Source organism: Prevotella merdae (assembly GCF_900290275.1).
GTDB classification, from domain to species: domain Bacteria; phylum Bacteroidota; class Bacteroidia; order Bacteroidales; family Bacteroidaceae; genus Prevotella; species Prevotella merdae.
Genome location: NZ_LT985323.1, coordinates 1,133,646 through 1,157,569 on the forward strand (window position 1 = coordinate 1,133,646; position 23,924 = coordinate 1,157,569).

Consider the following 23,924-nt stretch of genomic DNA (forward strand, 5'->3'; position numbering starts at 1 on the left):
GTGAGAATTTCACGGGTGATACCAAAGAGTTTGAAATCAATACATATCACAACAATCTTGGTACATGGGATAATAGCATCCGCTCGTTCAAGCTTAAGAAGGGTTATATGGCAACACTTGCCAATAATGCTAACGGTACGGGCTACAGTCGCGTATTTATTGCTGCTGATGAAGACCTTGAAGTTCCAGTAATGCCAGAGGGAATGGAGAAGTTTGTGTCGTTTGTTCGTGTATTCCGCTGGAACTATACTTCTAAGAAGGGTAAAGCCAATGGTTATGGTGAGAAAGATATACTTAATATCACTTGCAACTACGATTGGAACGTAGGTGGTAAGAGTGATGATCCCGATGTGGAGTATTCGCCTATTCGACAGAATCTCGGATGGCCGTCATGGAACGACATTAACTCAAAGTCTGGTGTAACCCATTTGCTTGGCTGTAACGAACCTGACCGTCCTGACCAAGCCAATGCATCAGTAGATGCTGTGATTGAGATGTGGCCAGAGATGCTTAAGAGTGGATTGCGTCTTGGCTCACCGGCTCCATCGTCTGTTTGGGTATGGAATGGTGATTTCTTCAATCTCATCGAACAGTTGGGATATCGTTGCGACTTTGCTGTAGCACATATCTATGAAGAAAATAAGAACGGTGCTTCGCTTGTAGACCGTATAAAGACACTCTCAAACAAAGGTAAGGGGCGTCCGGTATGGATTACTGAATGGAATAATGGTGCAAACTGGACCAATGAGTATTGGCCTACAGCTAAGGGACCGAAATGTGATGCCAATTCCAACATTATATATAATGAGGATGGTTCAACTACAGAAATAACTCGTCCGCTCTCTAAAGCGAATGCAGAAAAACAGCGTCAGTTTATGGCTGAAGCATTACCTGCACTTGATAAGTGCGACTTGCTTGAGCGTTACTTCGAATACGATTGGGTGCAGGATTGTCGTGCTCTTGTTCTTGGTGGTGAGTTGACTCCTGCAGGTAAGGTCTATGGCGATCATAAGGCAGCCCTCTCTTATCACAAGATGGAGCGTCCGTGGGAGGAATGGAAAATATGTCCTCCGTTCCCAATTATGGATATAGATAATGACTACCGTAATATTACTGTACGCTGGTACGACCACAATGGTGAGACTGGTAAGAAGTACATCCTTGAGCGTCGAATGGACGACGAGACAGATTTCACTACATGCCGTGAGTTTATTCTCGGTACCGACTATGAAGCAGGTGCAACTGTCAAGTTTACTGAAGCTATACCATGCATTTCAAAAGTGGAATATCGTATCAAGGCTATTTCGTACAAGGATACAGAGTCTATCTATTCTCGTGTAAAGACATTTGTACGTGATGCAGCCATCGCTGCTCCTACACTTAAAGGCGAGGCAATCTCTACAAAGATTATAAAACTCACTTGGAACAATGTGGATGGAGCTAAGGCATATCGTATAGAACGTTCTGTAAAGAATACAGAAGGATTTGAGGTTGTTGCTGACAATCTCAATAAAACAGAATGGCAAGACGTTAATCTGCAGCCCAATACAACATACTTCTATCGTGCCTATTCACTTAACTCGGCTGCTGAGCGTCCTGTTTCTGAAGTTGTTGAAGTTAAGACAAAGGCCTTCGGTATACCAGAAGATATGTATCAAGTGCGTATTTCGGCTGGTTCGGGTAGTGCGTCATTGCGTTGGGCATTTGCTTATGATACGTTTTACCGCATAATGCGTGCTGACAAATCTGATGGCGAATTTAATGTGATAGCCGAGAAGGTAGATGCCACAAGTTTTATAGACAGCAACCTAAAGAATGGACAGACGTACTTTTATAAGGTGCAGCCGTGGAATGAAGCAGGTTCGGGTAATGAGACAACTGTACTTGAAGCTACTCCACAGGCTGGCAAATATTTGCACCTCGCATTCGATGAAAATGAAGGTAGTGTTTCTTACGACGAGTGGGGACCATATGATGGAACTTTCCTCAACTCGACAGTATTTACAGAAGGACGCAATAGTGGTTATGCTGCTAAACTAACAAAGAACAGTAAGGCATACATCGACCTTGGAAAGGGAACGGTGAGTCGCCTTGAAGACTTTACTATTGCCACATGGATAAAGCTACCTGGTGGTAAAGGACGTGTATTCGACTTTGGTTCTGGTACTGGTATATTCATGATTGCCGCAGCTGGTGGTTCAAATATGAAGTATAAGATAACATGTGCTAAGGGTGCATTCGACTTTACTGTACCAATGAAATGGTCGACAACTGAATGGAATCATGTAGTCATTACACAGCAAGGTGCCGAGATGAAAGTTTATCTCAATGGAGAACTTGCTGGTGAGGGTGATAACGCAAAACTTATTTACCCGAAGGATATGGGTGAGACAACTCAAAACTGGCTTGGACGTTCGCAGTGGGCACAGGATGCATATTGTGATCATGTTTATGACGACTTCCGTATATATGACCGTGCTATTTCTAGTGACGATGTAAAGACTCTCTATGCCGATGGCGAGTTGACGTTCAACGATTCTTCGACTGGTATCGAAAGCTTTAAGAAAGAAACATCTTCAGTGAAGGGTATTTACAATCTTAGTGGAATGAAGGTGAATAAGCCTGGCAAGGGTCTCTATATCATTGATGGAAAGAAAAAACTTTTGCGTTCCAAATAGGAATCTTATCCTCTTTTGAATTTTTTATAGCAACAAGAACAATATTGATTTACACAAGATATTTGTAAATCAATATTGTTTTTGTTTTCTGTTTCTCATTCATGTTCACATGCTAAAATATTGTTCAAATGATGTTATGTATGTTCGGTTTGGGCATATGTCGTTCACACTCTGTGGCGAATGTAGAGCAGTTGGTGGTCCCTTCGTTCGATAAGTTCGAATGAAGGGACGCTTATTATATTGTCTGTAAGTAATAATGAATATTTCTTACATCATGACCAAATAATAAATGTATTTTATACAAACTTTAGATATTCAGCTAATGTCCTTAGATTATTTCGTCAGGCCAAGGACAAGGCTTACCAGTTTTCTTAAATGATGGACGCTGAGCGTCAACTTTTCTTAAATAATCGCCCAACTCTTTTGACAGGCGTTTAACTATATCAGGATGTGAGCTTGCCACATTGTGTTCCTCGCTTATGTCGTTAGGTATGTTATATAGTTCCTTCTTGCCAGTATCGTAGTTGTATACAAGTTTCCATTCGTCCTTTCGGATGGCACAGTTTAGATTGATACCAGGACCATTATTACCCCAGATGTTAGGGAAGTTCCATATCAATGCTCGACCCTTAGATGTATCCCCAGTCTGTCTAAGCATTGGAACCATAGAAATACCATCGATAGGATTAACTGTTTTATACTTTCTTATACCAGCCATCTCAAGGATAGTAGGATAGAAATCCTCAATCATAGTGTACTTATCGCATTTAGATGAAGGTTCAGTAACACCAGGCCAATCTACAATCATCGGTTCACGAATACCTCCCTCGTACAGTGAGCATTTGCCACTATTCAAAGGATAGTTCTGATGATACAATTCCCCATCGCGCCATTTAGGGTTGGTTGCCAATCCGCCGTTGTCACTCATAAAAATAATTATAGTATTATCAGCCTCTCCACTTTTATCAACCCAGTCCATTAAGTCGCCCAAACTCTTGTCCATGCCTTCGATAAGCGAAGCGTATGCAGCCTCCTTGTCCGATAATCCCTTGCGTACATATTTAGAGAAGAAGCGTTCGTCGCGATCTACAGGGATATGTATTGCGTAGTGTGACATATATAGGAAGAATGGCTGGTTGTATTTCTTAGCCTTGTTAAGAGCCCCGATAGCCTCTTTTGTAAGAGCCTCAGTTACGAAAGTTCCGGTACCCCAATACTTCTCCAGTCCTGGGATAGACATCAAAGAGGTAGGTGTTCCGTCCTTCTTATGGCCGTAGTTAAGTTCGCTAAGATATGTAGCAAGACCTCCAGCTGCATGTCCAGCGATATTAACCTCAAATCCCCAGTGTGTTGGATTTTCTCCTGGAGTGTCCATTGCACCAAAGTGAGCCTTTCCGCAATGTATTGTATGATACCCATTCTGTCTTAACAAGTCGACGAAAGATGTAGCCACATAAGTATTAGGAGTGCCTTCAACCTGCGACACGCCATTTATATTCCAGTCGGGACAATTCACTACATCACTTGGAAAGTCAACCGACTTGTCTCTTTCCAAAGTCCAGTTGGTAACTCTGTGTCGAGCATTATTGGCGCCAGTAATTAAGCTGCAACGTGATGGCGAACTAACACTTGCCGCATAGGCCTGAGTGAACATCATGCCCCTCTTTGCAAGTCGCTCCATGTTTGGCGTTTCGTACACCTCATTATAGTGAGTTTTTTGTGTCCAGAAAGGCAGCGAAGTATCCTGCCAACCCATATCATCCACAAGAAAGAAGATGATGTTAGGTCGTTTGTTCTGTTGTGTTGAGTTTTGTTGGCCAGTGCCGTTAGCAGCATCTACGTTAGATGCCACAGCCATCATTGTGGCAAGACTTAAAATTGATTTGTTCATAGGTATATAGGTTTTGTTTGTTTATTATTCTTCTGAATTTACAGATGTAGTTGTTCGTTGCAGTATTGCAGAACCGCAGGTCTGTGAGTGATGAATATCACAGTACGACTGTTATTGTCAAGTATGTTTCCAAGCAGCCTACATTCCGTATCACCGTCAAGAGCCGATGTCGCCTCGTCGAATACCATAATATGTTTGTCTCGTAGCAATGCCCTTGCAATGGCAATGCGTTGAGCTTGTCCTTCCGACAATCCGCCGCCTTGTTCTCCGCATTTAGTAGACAGACCATCAGGTAGTGAGAATACAAAGTCGGCACAACTCATCAACAATGCCTCCTTCATTTCCTCATCAGTAGCCGAAGGTTTACCCAGCCTAAGATTTTCTCGTATTGTTCCGCTCATAAGTGTATTGCCTTGAGGCACATATACAAAGTTGCAGCGCATTCGTGGCGACAGCGTATGTTCTTCCATGTCATTATATAATACTATTCTGCCCTCTTTAGGTTTCATCAGAGCCAATAGCATACGCACAAGCGTAGTCTTGCCAGCCCCCGTTTCTCCAAGGATTGCCGTACACGAACCAGGTCGGAAGTCGAACGACAAATTGGATATAACATTCTTTGTTCCGTCTTCGTATTTATATGTTACGTTTTCTAGGCGTATGCCGCAAGGAGCACCAACCGTTATGGGTTCGCCTTGCTCCTCAAGAGGTTCAGCTGCCAATTCCATAAGACGTTCAGCTGCAGTGAATACGCTCACGAAAGCAGGAGCAAGTTTAGTAAGATTTCTTGCCGGACTCTGTATCTTGTTTACCAATTGCAGAAAAGCAGTCATTCCACCAAATGTAAGTGTGCCAGCCGACATTCTTAGTGCAGCCCAAAGGAAAGCAATGAGATATCCCAATGCAAAACCGAAGTTGATAATAAAGTTGGAGAAGATAGAGAACGATGTGCGTCTCACCACATTCTCTCTAAGTTTTGCCTGAGTGTTCTCAAGCCGTTGCACCATATCGTTGCAAGCCTCAAGTGTCTTTATAACCATACGGTGTTGTATAGTCTCTTGCATCACAGCCTGAACTCTACTGTCCGAGTCTCGTACCTCGCGTGTAAGGCGTCGCATCTGTTGCATATATATCTTGCTTACTGCAAGAAACAATGGAATTATAGCCACGAGAATCACAGCCAGTGTCTTGTCCATTGCGAACAGACAGAAAAAGGCGCCGATGAACATCATCAGTACCGAGAGTGTGTTAGGTATGGTCTCTGTCAGGAATGTCACAACGTTCGACACGTCAATCTCAAGTCGGTTAAGTATATCTCCCGAGTGATGGTGAGCCTTGCTATGCCATTCCGACTGCATGATACGGTTTAGCATTTGTTGTTGCATACGGTTTTGCGCGCGTATGCCAAGAATGTTTCTCACCCAAACACCAGAAATATTAATAGCAAAATTGCCCAGAATAAGAGCAGCCATAATACCTACTGCCCAGTATATAGAGCCTGTGTCGGCACCCGACGCCACATCAATGGCATGCTTTACCGCCCACACCTGAGCCAGACTCAACACCACATCGGCCACACCGATAAGAGCGTTGAGCACAGCTTGCAACCGATTGCCTCGCCAAGCCTCCCACAGCCAAGCAAGTATAGTGCGTGTGGGATATTTGGTTTTTGGTATTTTAAGTAGCGTGTTTAGTTTTATCATAATATGGGTCAGTTTTAGGTTTAGTGGCAGAATACTAAAAGACGAGATGTCGCTTTATCTCTTGTCGGCCCCCCACATCATCTTGTCTCTAAGTGATGAGAAGTAGCGTCTACCGTTTGGCTTTACAATTCTTGTCACAAATGGAGCCTTGCTTATTGTTACAGTCGATCCCTCGTGCATAGTGTAGCTTCTGCCGTCCACCGCAACAAGATAGTTGTGCGATCTTGACTCTACCTCAAGAGTCACCGTCGACGAGTCGCTTATCACGATAGGTCTAATGTTTAGGCTATGCGGCGCCACAGGTGTAAGACACAAAGTACGGGTTTGCGGTACGATGATAGGACCTCCGTTAGATAGCGAATAGGCTGTCGACCCTGTAGGTGTTGATACAATCAGTCCGTCGGCCTGATAGTTTACAAGGAAACTGCCGTCAATACTTGTATGTATGCCAATCATCGATGCGATGTCTCTTTTCAGCACAGCAATGTCGTTCAATGCATAGTGGCATCCGTCAAAGTCGCCTCCATTTGTAGATATCTGTATGGCTGTGTGCTCCTCTATGTTATAGTTGCCTTCAAGTACAGCCTGCAATGCCGTCTCCACTTCTCCAGGCAACACATCGGCAAGAAATCCGAGACGTCCCATATTTATGCCTATAAGTGGAATCGACTTAATGCCAACCCTCACTGCCGCTTTAAGAAAGGTTCCATCGCCTCCCATTGATATCACGTAGTCGGCATTGAAGTCATCGCCTTCGAATGTGCCTACCTCGCCAAGTTCCTGATTCTGTTCAGCAGTAAGGAAGTCGTAGAATGTGCGGTCGAATATAATGCTTGCTCCCTTGCTGCGAAGGAAGTCGAGCACACGCATCAGCGATTGCGACTTGCGTGGCTGGAACGAATTGCCGAATATGGCGAATGTCAGATGCTTATTTGTCATTACAGATATGTCTATTGTTTGTTATCTAATTACAAAAGTACAGAATTTATAGCATATTTGAAAAAAAATGAGTAAGTTTGCAATAGTTAAAACAATAAAATTGCAAACTTATGGCACGATTCTATTCTTTGAAGAAGAAAGACGAGGACAATGACAAGATAGCCGATCCGTTCAACGTTCTTCGTCCCAAGGTAAAAGAAAAGGAGAAACCAACAATTAAAAAACACGATATGGCAAAGGTATACGAATTTCTTGCCAACGGCTTCGAGGATATCGAGGCGTTGGGCCCAGTAGACGTATTGCGTCGCGGAGGATTGGATGTTAAGACTGTTAGCGTCAGTGGCGATTTGATGGTATCATCGGCCCACGGTGTACAGGTCAAGGCTGATATGCTGTTTGAGGATGTCAACTTCGATGATGCCGACCTTCTGCTTATTCCTGGCGGTATGCCAGGAGCTAAGAACATCGACGAGCACGACGGTGTGCGTCGTGCATTGGTGGCACATGCTGCTAATGAAAAGTTGATAGGTGCCATTTGTGCAGGTCCTATGGTGTTGGGTCATTTAGGGTTGTTGCGTGGCAAGAAAGCCACATGCTATCCTGGTTTCGAGGATCAACTCGACGGTGCCGTATATACTGCTGCTCCATTCACTATTGACGGCAACATCATTACTGGCAAGGGCCCTGGTGCCACACTTGCCTATGCCTACGCATTGCTTGGTCAGTTCAAGGGTGAGCGTGTAGTGGAGGAGATGAAGAAGGGTATGATGTATTATTAACGACAAAATTCTTAGTAAGGTGGATTATATAATAATAGTAGCTGGTGGCAAGGGCTTGCGTATGGGCGGCGACCTTCCCAAGCAGTTCTTGCCTATTGCAGGCAAACCAGTGCTTATGCACACCATAGAGCGTTTCTACCATTACAATCCCGAGTTGGGTATCATCCTTGTTCTGCCACGCGAGCAGCAAGACTATTGGCGCCAACTATGTGTCAAGTACCATTTTTCAATCAATCATAAGGTAGTTGATGGTGGAGCCACACGCTTTCATTCTTCGCAGAATGGAGTATCAGCATTGCCCGATGATGCCAATGGTGTTGTTGGCATACACGATGGTGTTCGTCCGTTTGTGTCCGAAGAAACTATTGCCCGTTGCTTCGAGGCTGCCCGCAAGCACGGAGCTGCTCTTCCCGTATTGCCTGTTACAGATACTCTTCGACGTGTAACCGATGACGGAGGCTATAATGTTCAGCGCAACAATTTCCGCACCGTGCAGACTCCACAGGCTTTCGATATACAGTTGCTTAAGCAAGCCTTTCGTCAGCCTTATAGCGATGCCTTTACCGACGACGCATCTGTAGTAGAGGCAATGGGACTTAAGGTTACAATGGTGGATGGCAATCGCGAGAATATCAAGCTTACAACTCCGTTCGACTTGCTTCTTGCAGATATAATCAGCAAGAAGAATTAGGAATTACGAATTAGGAATTAGGAATTGTCGGCTACGCCGATTAGGAATTATTCAATTAGGAATTAAGAATTCGCAACTCAACAATTCATAATTCAAAACTCAATAATTCAAAATGCGCAAAGCGCACAATTCAAAACTCAAAACTCACAATTCAAAAATACCAAAGGCAATAACTCACAATTCAAAACTCAACATTCACAATTCAAAACTCCCAAACTTGGACATTCTCTCTCAAGACATAATGTTTCTGCCTGGCGTCGGACCGCAACGTAAGGAGATATTCAACCGCGAGCTCAACGTGCGCACATGGGCCGATTTGCTCGAGTACTATCCATATAAATATGTGGATAGAAGTCGCATTTATGCCATACACGAACTGACAAGCGATATGCCGTTTGTACAGATACGTGGTAAGATACTGTCGTTTGAGGAGTTTGAGATGTCGGCACGCAAGAAGCGTGTTGTTGCTCATTTTACAGATGGTCGTGGTGTGGTAGACCTTGTGTGGTTCTCCGGAGCGCAGTATGTGTACAAGACGTATAAGGTCAACGAGGATTATATAGTCTTCGGACGTCCTACTGTGTATGGTGGACGTTTCCAGTTCTCTCATCCCGAGATAGATCGTGCCTCCGACCTTAAGCTTTCCGAGATGGGCATGCAGCCATATTATACCACAACCGAGCTTATGAAGAAGCGCGGACTCACATCACGCTCGCTCGAGAAGGTAGTCAAGGCTATGCTTCAGAAGATAACCACACCTCTTGCCGAGACTCTACCCGATTTCATCACACGTCGCCTTCATCTTATGTCGCGCGATGCAGCCATGCGTTGTGTTCATTATCCCAAGAATGCCATAGAGATGAAGCAAGCGCGCGAGCGTCTCAAGTTTGAAGAACTCTTCTACGTACAACTCAACATTCTGCGTTATGCCAGCGACCACCGCCGCAAGTATCGTGGCTACATATTCAATAGGGTAGGTGCCGACTTCAACCGTTTTTATTCCGACAACCTCAAGTTCGAGCTTACCGGAGCCCAGAAACGTGTTATGCACGAGATACGCAACGACATGTGCTCGGGCCGTCAGATGAATCGCCTGTTGCAGGGCGATGTAGGTTCGGGCAAGACACTCGTGGCTCTAATGACTATGCTTATAGCCTTGGGCAATGGATTTCAAGCCTGCATCATGGCGCCTACCGAGATTCTTGCCGAGCAACATCTCGACACCATACAGGCTTTTCTTAAGGGCATGGACATACGTGTTGAGTTGCTCACAGGTGTAGTAAAGGGCAAAAGGCGCCGCGAGGTGCTTGAGGGATTGCTCTCGGGCGATGTAAAGATACTTGTAGGCACGCATGCCATACTCGAGGATACTGTGCGTTTTCAGCGACTTGGCGTAGCAGTTATCGACGAGCAGCACCGTTTTGGTGTTGCCCAACGTGCACGCCTATGGGCCAAAAGCGAGAATCCTCCACATATACTCGTGATGACAGCTACGCCTATACCGCGCACTCTTGCCATGACCATATATGGCGACCTCGACGTTAGTGTGATAGACGAGTTGCCGCCAGGACGCAAGCCCGTGCAAACCATACACCGATACGACAACCAGATGACTACTCTATACAACGGTATTCGTCAGCAGATACGTCTTGGTCGACAGGTATACGTGGTTTATCCGCTTATAACCGAGAGCGAGAAGAGCGATCTGAAGAATCTTGAGGAAGGTTATGCCGCCCTGTGCGATATATTTCCCGAGTTTCATATCAGTAAGGTGCACGGCAAGATGAAGTCTGCCGAGAAAGATGCCGAGATGCAGAAGTTTGTCAGCGGCGAAACACAGATACTTGTAGCAACCACCGTTATCGAGGTAGGCGTAAATGTGCCCAACGCATCTGTTATGGTTATACTCGATGCCCAACGCTTTGGCCTCTCCCAGCTACATCAGCTGCGTGGACGTGTAGGCCGTGGAGCCGAGCAAAGCTATTGCATACTTGTTACAACATATAAATTGTCCGATATAACGCGCAAGCGCATCGACATAATGTGCGATACCAACGACGGGTTCCGCATAGCCGAGGCCGACCTCAAGCTGCGAGGTCCAGGCGATCTCGAAGGTACACAGCAGAGCGGTATTGCCTTCGACCTTAAGATAGCCGACATAGCACGCGACGGCCAGCTTGTTGCACTTGCACGCCAGGAGGCACAAAAGATAATAGATGCCGACCCAACATGCACCTCAAACGAGTATGCCATGCTGTGGCGACGCCTGCGCCAACTGCGCGACACCAACATCAATTGGGCTGCCATATCCTAACGTTAAAAACGCTAATTCATTAAGAATGAACTCGTTTAATTGTTAAATCTGTTACAAAAACTGTTAACGTACCATTGTTTTTGCAATAATGTGCAATATTTTCTGTAATTTTGCATTGCAATTACAAAAATGCTATCCTGGCATTACAAATGATGTTGAACTTTTATTCTTGTTCAACGACCACCTTTTGAAGGAATGATATACTTGTTCCAATTAAAAAAGAAGTCTAACGAAATGAATTTGAAGAAAACTATTAAAACATTTGCAATATCTCTCATGTTGGCTGTTGCTGCAGTGCCCGCACATGGACAAGACCTTCTTGCCAGACAAGCACCAGTTGACCGCAAGATGGCAGCCGTCGACACTATTATGCTTCGCAGCATATCTGTGAGAGAAGAATCAGAATCACCAGCATCCGAGCTTTATGCCAATTGGGACAACCGTTACGCTCATCGCGCTACCGAGCTGCCCGAGAATTACCGCATAGACCTACGTCATTTCTGCATGCCCACCACGAGCCGTGTAATAACCAGTAATTTTGGTTCGCGCTGGGGACGTCAGCACAAAGGTCTTGACATCAAGGTATATATCGGCGACACTATCCGCGCTGCATTCTCAGGCAAGGTTCGTATTGTGCGTTACGAGGGTGGAGGTTATGGCAAGTACATTGTCATCCGTCACAACAATGGTCTTGAGACTATATACGGCCATCTATCCAAGCAGTTGGTTCAGGAGAACCAAGAGGTTCGCGCTGGCGATGTTATAGGTCTTGGTGGCAACACAGGACGAAGCACAGGTTCTCACCTACATTTCGAGACACGTCTTTGCGGCGTAGCTCTTAACCCAGCTCTTATGTTCGACTTCCGCGAGCAAGATGTAACGGGCGATTATTATGCATTCAGTCGTTCCACATACGATGCCGAATCGGCTACAGCCACACGTTTGCGTGGCAAGCAAGACGGTTCTACTATGGCTCGTGAGAATTCCGACAACGACTTTGCCACAAACAAGCGCATGACATCAGGTCTTACCGACCAGGTGCAGTATCACAAGGTTGCCAAGGGCGAAACGCTTGAGGCTATATCCAAAAAGCGCGGTGTGTCTATCGAGAAGATTTGCAAGCTCAACCATATCACAAAGACAATGCGTCTGCGTCCAGGTCAAATCCTGCGCTACTCGTAACCTCTTGAGGCCTAGCGTCGATATGGTTCGTGCAATAACGATTTTACCATTTGTATTAGAATCTGGCATCAGACGAGAAGCGTGAGCTCCTTTCTGATGCCTTTTCTTTATCCATTTCGCGGGTTAAAAGCGTAAAACATGGCGAAAAACTTTGCTAATTCACAAATAATCAGTAACTTTGCACCCGCAATTACGGCATGGTGCCGTTTTTACGAAATTATTGTATAACCAAATAAATAAAAAGAAAACAAAATGATTATTGTACCAGTTAAAGATGGTGAGAACATCGAAAGAGCTCTCAAGAAGTTCAAGAGAAAATTCGAAAAGACAGGTGTTGTTAAGGAGTTGCGCGCACGCCAGCAGTACAACAAGCCTTCTGTTTTGAAGAGACTCAAGATGGAGCACGCTATCTATGTTCAGCAGCTCCGCGCTAACGAGGAATAATATATATTCCTTTTAGCTATTGTTCAACAACTAACAGACCATGCGTCGCTCCCTCTCTAACAAAGGCGTCGCATCGTGTCGGATGGACCAGGAGGTGTACAAACACTTAGACATATAATCATTTATAGATATTAAGTCCAGCATGCGACACGTCGTGTGCATGGTATCAGCGAGATGGCAAAAGATGCTTTCCCCTCTCTAAGGGTGCGTCTTTTGCCATCTTTTTTTTTCATACGTACCCCACACCGATTTATCTTGCACGCATTAGCCTATAGAAGCCTTTACCGTGTTGTAAATAAGGTGTAAGATGGAGTGTTAAGGGTTGGGTGTTATTGACAGCAAGCAAAGGTTCGTTTGCTAGCAAGCATAGATACGTTTGATAGCAAGCAAAGATACGTTTGACAGCAAGCAAAGGTTCGTTTGATAGCAAGCATAGATCGAATTTATATGTTATCAACGTCTTATACTGTCATTTAAAACGCTGCAATAATACATTTTTTGGGGTTCATCCGATATTTGGAGTGACACAAGCTGGAGGTTATCGTGGAGGTTGGCGTCTTGATGTTCGTATAATAGACGTATAATTTATAGCTCGTATAATGAACGTATAATTTATAGCTCGTATAATGAACGTATAATTTTACTTGTAGTTCTTTTGTATGTAGTTCCCACAGAATGCACAGACCACACAGAAGCCTACGGGCTTAAGCTCTTCGAATCCACAGAATGGTCTACGCTTCGCGAGACAAGAATCCACAGAAATGATCGCTTGCGCCGCCATAGGCGGCGAACCATGCTTAACCTCGGCGACGCTACACAAGCAATCAATTCTGTGCCTTCTGTCGTATGACGCGCAGCGTCTATACGCTCTGTGGATTCCAAAACCTTAAGCCCGTAGCCTTCTGCTTTCTATGTTAAAATCCAAATGTTTTGACCATTATTTTCATTTTAAGCTGAGATTTTATATTCTGGGGTATAAAGCTGGCGGTTTCTGGCCATGGCAGTGACCAAATGCACGAGTTTGTTCTTCACATTGTTCAGTGCAACCTGCTTCTTCTTTCCACGTTCCACGAGACGCATATAGTACCTTGCAATAACAGGATTGAAGTTCACGGCAGCCAGTGCAGCCTGCGTCAGCATGGACTTTATCTGACGGTTCGCCATATAGTGCACACGAGGATCTGAATGCACGCTGGTGCCCGAATCCTTGCCGAATGGGGCTATGCCGTAGTAGCAGGCAATCTTCCTTGAATCGTAGTTGAAACGACGGAAGTTGTCGGTGTATACCATCAGACAGACAGCATTCTGCGTTCCTATACCAGGCACCGAGGTCACGATTGTGAACACCTCGGTGAGTTCCTCGTCTGACTTGATGAGCTCGGCGATTCGCTTGTCTATTTTCTCTACTTCCTTGTTGAGTTCAGACACGATATGCCTTCCGCTCTGCGAGATCATTGTCTTGACAGGAGACTTCTCCATTGTGAGTTTCTTCTCGCCTCTGCGCACTTGAAAGCTGCATCTGTGTCTTATAACCATCTGACGATACAGAAACAGTTCGCGCAGTTGTGCAAGTGACTCGCTAAGTGGCTCGTACATAATGGCTCTGTCGTAATTCCTCATTGCGTATTCGGCAATCATCGAGGCGTCGGCGCGGTCCGACTTCAATCGTCTGAGACCTGATGCATCCTTGATGCTCTTGGCATTCTCAAGCCACATGTCGTAGCCTTTACCATAGAGAAAGTTGCACAGTCCCTTGCTGTAGTCGCCCGTATTCTCTCCACAGAAGAGCCACAGGGAAGAGTCGATGCCGTAGGAATTCTGCTCCACCCACTTGACCAGTTGCTTGTAGCCAGACACAGTTGTCTTGAACTCGTTAAACATTCGTGCAGCTGTTTCTGTCAGTCCATCTGCAAAAATGATAGCCACATCAACTTTTTCTTTCGAAAAATCAACTCCAATAAATAAATTCTTCATATCTTTGTACGATTTTAGTTATGTAGAATTGGTCAATAGTTGTATGGACTAACACTCTAACAAGGCTCAGAGCCGATAACTTTCTATCTGGTCTTTGCAACTATGTCGATGAGGTCCGAAACAGAACATAGTCTTCAGACTTGTGCGATCTTTGGTTTACCTCTTCGACAGACCGATTCTACCTTTTTACAACAAAGGTACGAAACTGTCTTTAGCAATCATAGTTTTACCTTGATTATTTAGCCTAATTGCTTTCTTCTGCAAACTTAGAGTGTGNCTTGTGCGATCTTTGGTTTACCTCTTCGACAGACCGATTCTACCTTTTTACAACAAAGGTACGAAACTGTCTTTAGCAATCATAGTTTTACCTTGATTATTTAGCCTAATTGCTTTCTTCTGCAAACTTAGAGTGTGGTCTGTGCATTCTGTGGGAATTACAAGCAAAGGAGATACAAGTACAAGAGCCTATCCCCGATAAACTGCAATTTACAATTCTATCACTCCAAATTCCGGATGAACCTTATTTAATTATTGTGGTTGTTTGGCTTTTAGTATAAGTGAAAGCAAAAAAAACCGAGCCTCGCAAACAGCGAGACCCGGCTATATTTGTTCGAGTTTTTTTAACTCTCTTGTTATTAGAGGTTAGGGTTCAACTCGTTCCACTTCTCAACAGCAGGAACGATGCCAAGCTCTACAATCTCATCGCGCATCTTGCAGAGGTGCTCGTACGACTTAGCGAGGCTTGCCATCTCCTCCTCAGTGCCAGCAGGCTCTGTGAAGTGAACACCAGTCTTGTCGATAGTAGAAGGCATAGCCATCATTACGTTCTTGAAGCCGCACTTGTCGCAGTTTACATAGCAACCTGCTGGCAATGTGAACTTCTCGCCACCCATAGCAGCCTCAATCATCTTAACAGCGTTGTAGGCAGGGCTCTGGAATGAAGAGCGGCCACGAAGCTTGATGATGTTAGAGCCACCCTGTACTGTGTGGTGCTTGATCTCCTCCCAACGCTCGTCAGAAAGACCCATCTCTGAGAGAGGTTTGCCGTCTACCTTAACCTGCGAAGCAAATACAGCCATCTGCTCGCCGTGGCCACCGTATGTGTGAGCGCCAGTTACCTTGTCCTGCTGTACGCCGAACTCAAGGGCGAGAGCCTGCTGCAAACGTGTAGAGTCAAGAGCAGCAAGTGATGTGAGCTGGTTTGGCTTCAAACCAGAGTGGATAAGGGCTGTAAGGGCTGTAACGTCAGCCGGGTTGAAGATAACAACAACGTGCTCTACGTCCGGGCAGTACTTCTTGATGTTGTCGCCGAACTCGGCAGCGATCTTGCAGTTACCCTTCAAGAGGTCCTCACGTGTCATGCCGTCCTTACGAGGAGCACCGCCAGAAGAGATGATGTACTTAGCGCCTGTGAAAGCCTCCTTAGGATCTACTGTATAAGAGAGGTTAGCACCAGGGAATGCGCATTGCTGCATCTCGTCGAATACACCGTGTACACCCGGCTCGTAGATGTCGTAAAGACAAATGTTAGGAGTAAGACCGAGCATAAGAGCGCTCTGTACCATGTTTGAACCAATCATGCCGCCTGCACCGACGATCAAGAGTTTTTCGTTACTTAAAAATGCCATAATAAATAAGCTTTAATTATTTATGTTTATATAAATTATGATATACTTTTTTAGCCATGCCTCTTGTTTGAGGTTGGCACTGCAAAGATACATTTTTTTTTATTTACTGCAAACGATATACCGTTTTTAAAGTGTTGTTAAATCTTAATTTTTGATACCTTTTTATCGTTTTGTAATGTCAAGTTAGCACAATCTTGCCGTCGTGGGCTTCTGCCTTTGTCTTTCCGCCTTTGCGCAACTTGCCAAATAGTATCTCGCGCATAAGCAGAGGTTTGAGCATAGAGTCGACAGTACGATCTATCTGACGTGCTCCGTATTCGCGTGTGAAACCCTTTTCGAGCAACAACTCTTTGGCACTGTCTGCCACTGTAAGCTCCACATTCTTTTGTTGCAGTTTGTCGGTTAGTCGGCGTAACGACTTGTCGAGTATAAGTTGTGCCATATGGTTGTCCATATCGTTGAATACCACGATGTCGGTAAGGCGGTTGATGAATTCGGGCTTGAATGTCTTCTTCACCTGCGACATCATAGCCTCGCCTTTTGATGTGTTGCTGGCAAAGCCTATGTTGGCTTGCGACGCATGCTGTGCACCAGCATTTGATGTGAGTATGATAACCACGTTGCGGAAGTCGGCTTTCTGGCCACGGTTGTCCGTAAGCGATGCATAGTCCATTATCTGTAAAAAGATGTTGTATATATCGCTATGTGCCTTTTCAATCTCGTCGAACAGCAGCACGCAGTTGGGTGTCTTGCGTATGGCATCGGTAAGCAATCCGCCATCCTCGTAGCCCACATATCCGGCAGGCGAGCCTATTAGCTTGGATACGGCATGCTTCTCGGCATATTCGCTCATATCAAACCTAACGAGCTTAACGCCCAGTTGTGCAGCCAACTGGCGTGCCACTTCGGTTTTGCCTACACCAGTAGGTCCTACAAACAGCAGACTTGCCATAGGTTTAAGCTCGTCGCCAAGTCCGGCTTTAGCCATTTGCACAGCTTCCACAACGCTGTCTATAGCCTTGTCTTGTCCGTATATCTGTGCTCGCATATTGTCGGCAAGCGTCAGCAATGTGTCGTTCTGTTGGGTGCGAAGCGCCTCGGCGTCAATCTTGCACATTTTTGCAAGAATGTTGTTAAGCAGGTTGTTGTCAACAGTTTGTCGTTTCTGTGTAGTTAGAGGATGAGTTTCGCGGTAGGCTCCAGCCTCGTCGATAAGGTCAATAGCCTTGTCGGGCAGAAAGCGGTCGCTAATGTGTTTGGCTGTAAGCTCCACTGCGTGCTCTATGCAACCCTTACTATACTTTACGCCATGAAACTTCTCGTAGCTGCCTTTAAGACCATTGAGTATTGCCACAGCCTCGTTGAGCGAAGGCTCAGGAATATCTATCTGTTGGAATCGGCGTACAAGCGACTTCTGCTTGGCAATGTAGCGGTTGTATTCCTCGTATGTGGTAGAGCCAATAAAGCGTATGGCACCATTTTCGAGATAAGGTTTGAGCATATTCGAAGCATCGAGAGCCGAGTCGCCATTGCGTCCGGCTCCAACAAGGTTGTGAATCTCGTCTATATATAATATGGCGTTGCCCTCGGCAGAAAGGCCGTCCATTACCTGCTTGATGCGCTTTTCGAAATCGCCTCTAAACTGTGTGCCCGCCACCATAGTGCCCATATCCATCATATATACCTTGGCACCTTTAAGTCGTTGGGGCACATCGCCACGCTCAATCATCGCAGTAAGTCCGTATACAAGAGCAGTCTTGCCCACTCCAGCCTCGCCAACGTGTAGTGGATTGTTCTTGTCTTTGCGGCACAACACTTGTATTGTTCGCTCCAGTTCGTTGTTTCGTCCTATTAGCGGATTGTGCTGAGTATATGTATCGTTAAGGCAAGTAACGAGCTGTCGCCAAGGAGCGTTGTTGAAGTCAAGTTCCTCTGTTTCGTCAATAGGCTCGTCAGTAGACACGTTGTCATCGTAATAGCACAGCATGGCTTCAAATAATTGTGCTTGCGATGAGCCAATCATGTCGTGCAAGATATATGCGGCAGAAGAGTCGTCGAGCATAAGCATAGCCGCCACGATATGTGGAATGTCTATGGTGTCTACCTCGGCATTCTGCGCCTGCTTCATTGCCAACGACATCATCTGTGTAAACTGTTCGGATCCCTCTATGGAATAATGTGCGTCGTCGGGCACTCTCTCCATCTGTTCTAATGTCTTTTGCAGATAGTTCTGCATGTCTTGTATCTGTACGTTAACCTCGGATAATGAGTAGAAGAAGGGCAGTTGTTCGGTTATGGCATATAGCACGTGTTCGGGTGTAAGGAACTCGTGTCGCATTGTACCGCACAACTCTATTGCTCGCTTAATGGCTGAGGCTGTGAAATTGCTATTTTTCAAAGTCTTGTGTGTGTTATGTCGTGTTAGTGTATATTCTTATTAAAATAATGGTTCCCTATGCTATTCGGGCTTGCATTCAAGTCGCAAAGGAAAGTTGGCCTCGCGGGCCATAATTGTAGCCTTGCGCACCTTAGACTTGGCTATATCGTAGCTGTATACGCCAACGGTTGCGCTGCCATGATGGTGAACATCCAGCATTAAGGTCTCGGCTTCGGTAGTAGACTTAAAAAACACCGACTTGAGAATGTGCACAACAAAGTCCATTGTGGTGAAGTCGTCGTTGTATATTATCACCTTGAATCGTTGTGGCTCTCGTATTTTTGTGTCGGTGCGGTCGCGTAGTGATGTCTGTTGGTTTGACATATCTTAGTGTATATTTGTTATAAATAATAAGACGATGATATATTTGTGCATTAATAGTCGGACGACACAATCTTCATGTATTCGTCGTAGCTGATGTGTCGGCCACCCATTGACTTAAGATGTGGTGTCTCAAACTGGCAGTCTATAAGTTTGCCGCCATTCTGCTGCATAAACCTTGCAAGATGTATAAGGGCTATCTTGCTGCCGTTAGGCACGAGCGAGAACATACTCTCGCCGAAGAAGCTTGAGCCTATAGCCACACCGTATAGTCCACCTACCAGTTGGTCGGTATGCTCATCCCACACCTCCACACTGTGTGCAAATCCTTGTTGGTGTAGTCTGGTGTAAGCCTCAATCATGTCTTTGCCCAACCATGCACCCTGCTCGTTGTAGCGCAGTTGTGAACAATTGTGTATTACGCCATCAAAATCGTTGTCGATAGTACATGTGTATTGTTCGGCATGCTGGTTGAGGAAGGTTCGCATAGAATGCGACACGTGTATCTCGTCTGGGAATATTACAAAGCGGTTCATAGGGCAATACCAATGTATCTCGCGACAGTCGCGAAAGGAATACCATGGAAATATACCGTTGGAGTAGGCAAGCAGCAAACGGTCTGTGCTCAAGTCGCCTCCTACGGCAAATAGTCCATCCGAATCGCCAAGCCTTGGATTAGGAAAAACTAAGCGTTTTTTGTCGAGTCTGTATATCATACTGCAAATTTATAAAAAAACGACATCTTATTATTGTTTTATTCGTAGAAATCAACCTCATTACGTCGGGCAAGATAGACAAGGCACGCAACTCTTTTACTATTCGTTCAATGTCCAGCGTGTTCCGGGATTATCAGACAATACACGCATGCTTAGCTTGCCTTTACGGCAAGTGAGCACTGCCACTGTGGCATCCTTCTTATTGTATCCGCCTCCTACATATACCGGATAGCGGCATCCGTCAACACCATTTGGATAGAACTTGGCATTATGGGTGTGTGCGGCAAGTGCCACATTGAATGGTGCATGGCTAAGCATAGGACCCCATAAATCTGTGCAAGGACGATAGTTGTCGGTATTGCCGAATATGGGTATATGGCTTATAAGTACGTGATTGCGTGCCGACTTGAACTCACGACTCGACAATTCCTTCTTGATAAACTGCACTTGGTCGAGTCTTAGTTGAGTAAAGTCGTTCAGTCCGCCATATACAGGTATTATTACTTCCAGAACAATTGGTCCATAATCTCGTAACGCTTCTCCATGTTAGGGTCTTCCTTAACAAATGTGTTGGCGTCGATCTGCAGAACCGGAGCTATAGCTTTGCCGTTGGTTGTAGGTCATTCGATGAGGCCAAGACCATTAGGGTTGCCATTCTTAACGAAGTTGACGTAGTAGTTGCTGAAGATATCTGATATTGTGTAATCCTCAGGTTGCCAGTCGTACACGCGGTTAGTTGGCAGTGTACCCATGGCATACTCAATATCGGCAGAGTGAACTGCGCCAATATTCTTTGGAGCGGCAGGTGTGTCTGAGGTCTTATCCTGAACACCGCCAGCAAGACCTGCAACCTTGTCCTTCAATACCATGTCAGGACGTGGGTGACAATAACGGTAGCGATATACTGGCTGTCCTCCAGTAAGCTTGTGCATATTGCCCCACTTCCATGTAGAATAGTCGAGGAAGATGTCACCGGCAAGATTGTTGCCTGGTTGTCCCATAACGTCGGCATCTGTGTTGAGGCCATAGAGCTTGAACAGTTCGTCGGTAGCATCGCCATAGATAGCGCGTGCTGCTTCTTTCATATTCTCGATTGTGGCTGGCTTGCCACGCAGAATGAACATGGCATTCATCTCCTGATTGTTGCCACCTATAAGCAATGGCACCTTAGTCTGCTCGCCATTGGCAAATACATCGTAGGGCTGCTTTGTCCAGAAGTATCCGTCGATGTTGTATGTAGGTACACTCTTTACACCTGCCTTCTTCATAAGCTCCTCGGCAGAGAGCGAACGCAATTCCTTAATATTCTTGCAGCCAATTTTTTTCGTCATTTCTAAGCCCTGGGTCTCAGCCTCCTTAAGTGTGGCAACCTTCTTTGTTCCAATAACCGAACCGCTTGAACCCATTGCCTGGGCGAACAATCCTTTGCACAAAGGTGATGCCATAAGCGAGCTAACCGACATTGAGCCTGCCGACTCGCCTACGATAGTGATACGGTTAGGGTCGCCACCGAATGCTGCTATATTATCTTTTATCCATTTGATGGCAGCCACCTGATCGAGGAATCCATAATTGCCCGAACCCTTATACGATGTCTCCTTAGAGAGTTGCGGATGTGCAAAGAATCCGAATATGCCCTCGCGATAGTTGGCTGTAACTGATATGATGCCCTTGCGTGCCATAGCATCGCCTGCATATCTTGGCTCACTGCCGCTACCGCACATCAGACCACCACCATTGAAGTATATAAGTACAGGCAGATGCTCGTTCATTGTCTTTGCTGGTGTCCATACGTTAAGGTACAGACAGTCCTCACTCATCTTCTTAGTACCAAAGTTCATGTCGCCGAATAAATTCTCCTGCATAGGGTTTGGCCCATATTCTTTAGCTTGGCGTATGCCTTGCCATTTCTCTACTGGCTGTGGAGCCTTCCAGCGAAGATTGCCTACTGGAGGTGCTGCAAAGGGAATGCCCTTGAATGTTTTTATACCCGACTCGTTGATGCCCTCAAGTGTGCCTTCGGCAACGTTTACTCTTGTGGGTTGTTGTGCAAACAATACTCCTGTGAGCAATGTAAGCATAAATGTCAGAAATGATTTTCTCATACGTATAATGACTTTTATGTTTAAATTATATCTTTTCGTAGTTATCTGTTCAACTCTCAAATACTGCTTATTTAGTTACAATCTACAAATTTACTCTTTTTCTGTTACAATCTACTATTTTATCCTTCTTCAGTTACAATTTACCTATACCTTATATATTTTTTAAATTAAAATTGTCTTTAGTTTTTTAGAAGGGTGTGCCAAAACTTGCATATTGCTTATTTCGGCACTCCCTTATTTGTGCTTTATTATTTCTGCTCAGGCAAGAGGCTTGGACGTACTGCCTCTGTAACCTTGCCCTCAATATTTACTGTTGATGTAAGAGGCTTCATGTCGGCTGCGTTTTTGGCAACCATAACTGTGTACTGACCGCCCTCAACCTGCCATTGGCTTGCTGTTTCGTTGAACGAAGCAAGACTTTCGTAAGGGATTGTCATTGTTATCATCTCACTCTCGCCTGGGTTCAGCTTGCGTGTCTTGGCAAATGCCTTAAGCTCGCGTACTGGCTTGTCCATATCCTTGCCAGGTGCCGATACGTAGGTCTGAACAACTTCCTTGCCGGCTACCTTGCCTGTGTTCTTTACTTCTACCTTTACGGTGATGTCGCCCTTGGTGTCGGTTGTTACCGATGGCTTGCCATACTTGAAGTTGGTGTAGCTGAGGCCATAACCGAAAGGATAAGATACTGGCACATTCTTCACATTGCTCTTGATAGGAAGCGTATTTTTGAGGTTCTTAAGCAAAACCATTCCCTCAAGGGCTGCGTTGCGTGTTACTACTGCATGAGCTTTAAGGTCTGGATTGTTGTCGGCTACATATCCTTTAAAGCGTGGTGTCTTAAGGATGTATTCGAGGATGTGCTTAACGTTGCGGTCGATAATCTCCATTGAGAGATGACCGTTGAGCACAGCCTTCTTTAGTTCTTCGCGCTGCGATAGTTTGCCAGGCATAAGCAAGTCGTTGCCTGCCTCCATCTGCAAGGTAGCACCTTATTATAAGATGTCATGACTGTCCAGGGCTGTGCTTCCTTTACAACAATCTCGAATGGCTTGAGATATATTTCGCGGAATGTACGCGGAGTACCGATAACGTTGTTGCTTGTACGGTTGGTCTCCTGGTTGTTAAGGGCAAAGTGCTTTAGCGATGTGCCTACACCATTGCTCTGTACTCCATTTACCATTGCTGCACAAATTTTGCCTGATAGTAGTTGATCTTCAGAGTAGTACTCAAAGTTTCTTCCGTTCAATGGATTGCGGTGGATGTTGGTGGCTGGTGCAAGCAATACGTCTACACCATAGTGTTTTACCTCATCACCCATGGCTGCGCCAATCTGTCCTACAAGATCTACATTCCAAGTAGAACTCATAACTGTCTCTATAGGAAAATGGGTGCAGTAGAAGGTCTTGAATGTGCCTTCGCGTGTAGGTTTGATACGGAGTCCGGCAGGACCGTCGGCAACAACAGTTGCGGGTATTCCCAATCGTGGAATTGCGTTAAGCTGACCGGCTGCACCTGGAACAAGTTCGGCTGAAGAACCGATTGTCGCTGTGGCATCGCTCTTTACGTTGCCTGCCGATCCGATGAGAACGTTTAGCTTCTCGTCGAGAGTCATAGCGTTAATCACTTTTTCAATTGGGTCGACTCCAAGCTTGGGAGTTTGAGCGCTTGCACTTATAAATAATGTGGATGCGCATAGGGTTAAAAATTTTGCCTTTAGCATAGGTTTGGGTTTTGTTTTTTGTCTGGTGCAAAGTTACGAACAATATCGACTCACTTTACCTTTGTGTAAGTGCTAAAGTAAACTTTCTTGAAAGTTAAAATATTGATAACCAAACTGTTAGCAAAAACAGATTAATAATAAAAGTAAACTCCTGAACCTCCAATATTATACTCGAAAACTACAAAAAATATCCGCACACTCAACCTATAGCCTGAATTTGATAATAGGTAAGCATGATTTTAATGGTCGTATATAATATTTAAAAGTTCTATTCCGTGACACGGAACGGCCGTTCCGTGTCACGGAATGCGCGTTCCACGTCACGGAATGGCCATTCCGTGTCACGGAATAGAGATTTTAATTGTGGTTTAACGATTTTAGTTGACCACTCTAAGTATTATT

General features: G+C 45.2%; 18 protein-coding genes (1 of these 18 only partly in view). 6 read left to right on the forward strand and 12 right to left on the reverse strand.

Annotated elements, in window-relative coordinates:
* A protein-coding gene (locus tag C9991_RS04605) for a LamG-like jellyroll fold domain-containing protein (protein WP_106811401.1) crosses the window boundary here: on the forward strand, nt 1-2,678 show its 3' portion. Its footprint begins 1,447 nt before the window's first position; 2,678 of the gene's 4,125 nt are visible here — the last part of the coding sequence; its start codon lies off the left edge, out of view; it ends in the stop codon at nt 2,676-2,678.
* 328 nt (nt 2,679-3,006) lie between these two features.
* Here the strand turns inward: C9991_RS04605 and C9991_RS04610 are convergent, their stop codons facing one another.
* From C9991_RS04610 to C9991_RS04620, 3 genes are all read right to left on the reverse strand, one after another.
* Nucleotides 3,007-4,539, reverse strand: a complete 1,533-nt coding sequence (locus C9991_RS04610) for a sulfatase (protein ID WP_106811402.1) — start codon at nt 4,537-4,539, stop codon at nt 3,007-3,009.
* 68 nt (nt 4,540-4,607) lie between these two features.
* Nucleotides 4,608-6,269: an ABC transporter ATP-binding protein gene (locus tag C9991_RS04615; RefSeq protein ID WP_106811748.1), complete on the reverse strand. Its 1,662-nt coding sequence runs from the start codon at nt 6,267-6,269 to the stop codon at nt 4,608-4,610.
* 57 nt (nt 6,270-6,326) lie between these two features.
* Nucleotides 6,327-7,211 (reverse strand): NAD kinase, encoded by an 885-nt coding sequence (locus C9991_RS04620; protein ID WP_106811403.1) that lies wholly within the window; start codon nt 7,209-7,211, stop codon nt 6,327-6,329.
* Nucleotides 7,212-7,441: 230 nt separating this feature from the next.
* On the opposite strand from C9991_RS04620, the gene C9991_RS04625 reads away from it, so the two are divergent.
* The 5 genes from C9991_RS04625 to rpsU all read left to right on the forward strand — a co-directional run bounded on the left by C9991_RS04625 (nt 7,442) and on the right by rpsU (nt 12,621).
* Nucleotides 7,442-7,990, forward strand: coding sequence for a DJ-1 family glyoxalase III (locus C9991_RS04625; protein WP_106811749.1), 549 nt, complete (start codon nt 7,442-7,444; stop codon nt 7,988-7,990).
* 19 nt (nt 7,991-8,009) lie between these two features.
* The gene (locus tag C9991_RS04630) at nt 8,010-8,681 is read left to right on the forward strand and encodes a 2-C-methyl-D-erythritol 4-phosphate cytidylyltransferase (protein WP_106811404.1); all 672 of its coding nucleotides are present in this window, start codon (nt 8,010-8,012) and stop codon (nt 8,679-8,681) included.
* A gap of 112 nt (nt 8,682-8,793) precedes the next feature.
* A complete protein-coding gene (gene recG, locus C9991_RS04635; RefSeq protein WP_106811405.1) occupies nt 8,794-10,995 on the forward strand; it encodes an ATP-dependent DNA helicase RecG in 2,202 nt (733 codons plus the stop codon).
* Between the two features lie 234 nt (nt 10,996-11,229).
* Nucleotides 11,230-12,177, forward strand: a complete 948-nt coding sequence (locus C9991_RS04640) for a peptidoglycan DD-metalloendopeptidase family protein (protein ID WP_106811750.1) — start codon at nt 11,230-11,232, stop codon at nt 12,175-12,177.
* A 252-nt stretch (nt 12,178-12,429) separates the two neighbouring features.
* Nucleotides 12,430-12,621 carry a 30S ribosomal protein S21 gene (gene rpsU, locus C9991_RS04645; protein ID WP_106811406.1) on the forward strand — a complete coding sequence of 64 codons (192 nt, stop codon included), beginning with the start codon at nt 12,430-12,432 and terminating at the stop codon, nt 12,619-12,621.
* Nucleotides 12,622-13,569: 948 nt separating this feature from the next.
* Here rpsU and C9991_RS04650 read toward each other — a convergent pair.
* From C9991_RS04650 to C9991_RS17245, 9 genes are all read right to left on the reverse strand, one after another.
* Nucleotides 13,570-14,595, reverse strand: coding sequence for an IS110 family RNA-guided transposase (locus C9991_RS04650; RefSeq protein ID WP_106810849.1), 1,026 nt, complete (start codon nt 14,593-14,595; stop codon nt 13,570-13,572).
* Between the two features lie 635 nt (nt 14,596-15,230).
* Nucleotides 15,231-16,223 carry a malate dehydrogenase gene (locus C9991_RS04655; protein WP_106811407.1) on the reverse strand — a complete coding sequence of 331 codons (993 nt, stop codon included), beginning with the start codon at nt 16,221-16,223 and terminating at the stop codon, nt 15,231-15,233.
* Between the two features lie 178 nt (nt 16,224-16,401).
* Complete coding sequence (locus C9991_RS04660; protein WP_232823239.1) at nt 16,402-18,621, reverse strand: AAA family ATPase; 2,220 nt, start codon at nt 18,619-18,621, stop codon at nt 16,402-16,404.
* A gap of 60 nt (nt 18,622-18,681) precedes the next feature.
* Nucleotides 18,682-18,984 carry an ATP-dependent Clp protease adaptor ClpS gene (locus C9991_RS04665; RefSeq protein ID WP_106811408.1) on the reverse strand — a complete coding sequence of 101 codons (303 nt, stop codon included), beginning with the start codon at nt 18,982-18,984 and terminating at the stop codon, nt 18,682-18,684.
* A 50-nt stretch (nt 18,985-19,034) separates the two neighbouring features.
* Nucleotides 19,035-19,697 (reverse strand): leucyl/phenylalanyl-tRNA--protein transferase, encoded by a 663-nt coding sequence (aat, locus tag C9991_RS04670; RefSeq protein WP_106811409.1) that lies wholly within the window; start codon nt 19,695-19,697, stop codon nt 19,035-19,037.
* A gap of 99 nt (nt 19,698-19,796) precedes the next feature.
* Nucleotides 19,797-20,144, reverse strand: coding sequence for a hypothetical protein (locus C9991_RS04675; RefSeq protein WP_106811410.1), 348 nt, complete (start codon nt 20,142-20,144; stop codon nt 19,797-19,799).
* Between the two features lie 173 nt (nt 20,145-20,317).
* Complete coding sequence (locus C9991_RS04680; RefSeq protein WP_232823240.1) at nt 20,318-21,802, reverse strand: carboxylesterase/lipase family protein; 1,485 nt, start codon at nt 21,800-21,802, stop codon at nt 20,318-20,320.
* Between the two features lie 248 nt (nt 21,803-22,050).
* Nucleotides 22,051-22,776, reverse strand: a complete 726-nt coding sequence (locus C9991_RS17240) for a fibronectin type III-like domain-contianing protein (RefSeq protein WP_368356629.1) — start codon at nt 22,774-22,776, stop codon at nt 22,051-22,053.
* Nucleotides 22,719-23,522: a glycoside hydrolase family 3 protein gene (locus C9991_RS17245; RefSeq protein ID WP_368356630.1), complete on the reverse strand. Its 804-nt coding sequence runs from the start codon at nt 23,520-23,522 to the stop codon at nt 22,719-22,721. Before C9991_RS17245 ends, C9991_RS17240 begins: the two co-directional genes overlap by 58 nt.
* Between the last annotated feature and the right edge of the window lie 402 nt (nt 23,523-23,924).

Coding starts and splice junctions, on each gene's coding strand:
- C9991_RS04610 (WP_106811402.1), bottom strand. CDS start 4,539: ATGATGGCTGTGGCATCTAACGTAGATGCTGCTAACGGCACTGGCCAA.
- C9991_RS04620 (WP_106811403.1), bottom strand. CDS start 7,211: ATGACAAATAAGCATCTGACATTCGCCATATTCGGCAATTCGTTCCAG.
- C9991_RS04625 (WP_106811749.1), top strand. CDS start 7,442: ATGGCAAAGGTATACGAATTTCTTGCCAACGGCTTCGAGGATATCGAG.
- recG (WP_106811405.1), top strand. CDS start 8,794: ATGCGCAAAGCGCACAATTCAAAACTCAAAACTCACAATTCAAAAATA.
- C9991_RS04640 (WP_106811750.1), top strand. CDS start 11,230: ATGAATTTGAAGAAAACTATTAAAACATTTGCAATATCTCTCATGTTG.
- rpsU (WP_106811406.1), top strand. CDS start 12,430: ATGATTATTGTACCAGTTAAAGATGGTGAGAACATCGAAAGAGCTCTC.
- C9991_RS04650 (WP_106810849.1), bottom strand. CDS start 14,595: ATGAAGAATTTATTTATTGGAGTTGATTTTTCGAAAGAAAAAGTTGAT.
- C9991_RS04655 (WP_106811407.1), bottom strand. CDS start 16,223: ATGGCATTTTTAAGTAACGAAAAACTCTTGATCGTCGGTGCAGGCGGC.
- C9991_RS04665 (WP_106811408.1), bottom strand. CDS start 18,984: ATGTCAAACCAACAGACATCACTACGCGACCGCACCGACACAAAAATA.
- aat (WP_106811409.1), bottom strand. CDS start 19,697: ATGATATACAGACTCGACAAAAAACGCTTAGTTTTTCCTAATCCAAGG.
- C9991_RS04680 (WP_232823240.1), bottom strand. CDS start 21,802: ATGAGAAAATCATTTCTGACATTTATGCTTACATTGCTCACAGGAGTA.
- C9991_RS17240 (WP_368356629.1), bottom strand. CDS start 22,776: ATGGAGGCAGGCAACGACTTGCTTATGCCTGGCAAACTATCGCAGCGC.
- C9991_RS17245 (WP_368356630.1), bottom strand. CDS start 23,522: ATGCTAAAGGCAAAATTTTTAACCCTATGCGCATCCACATTATTTATA.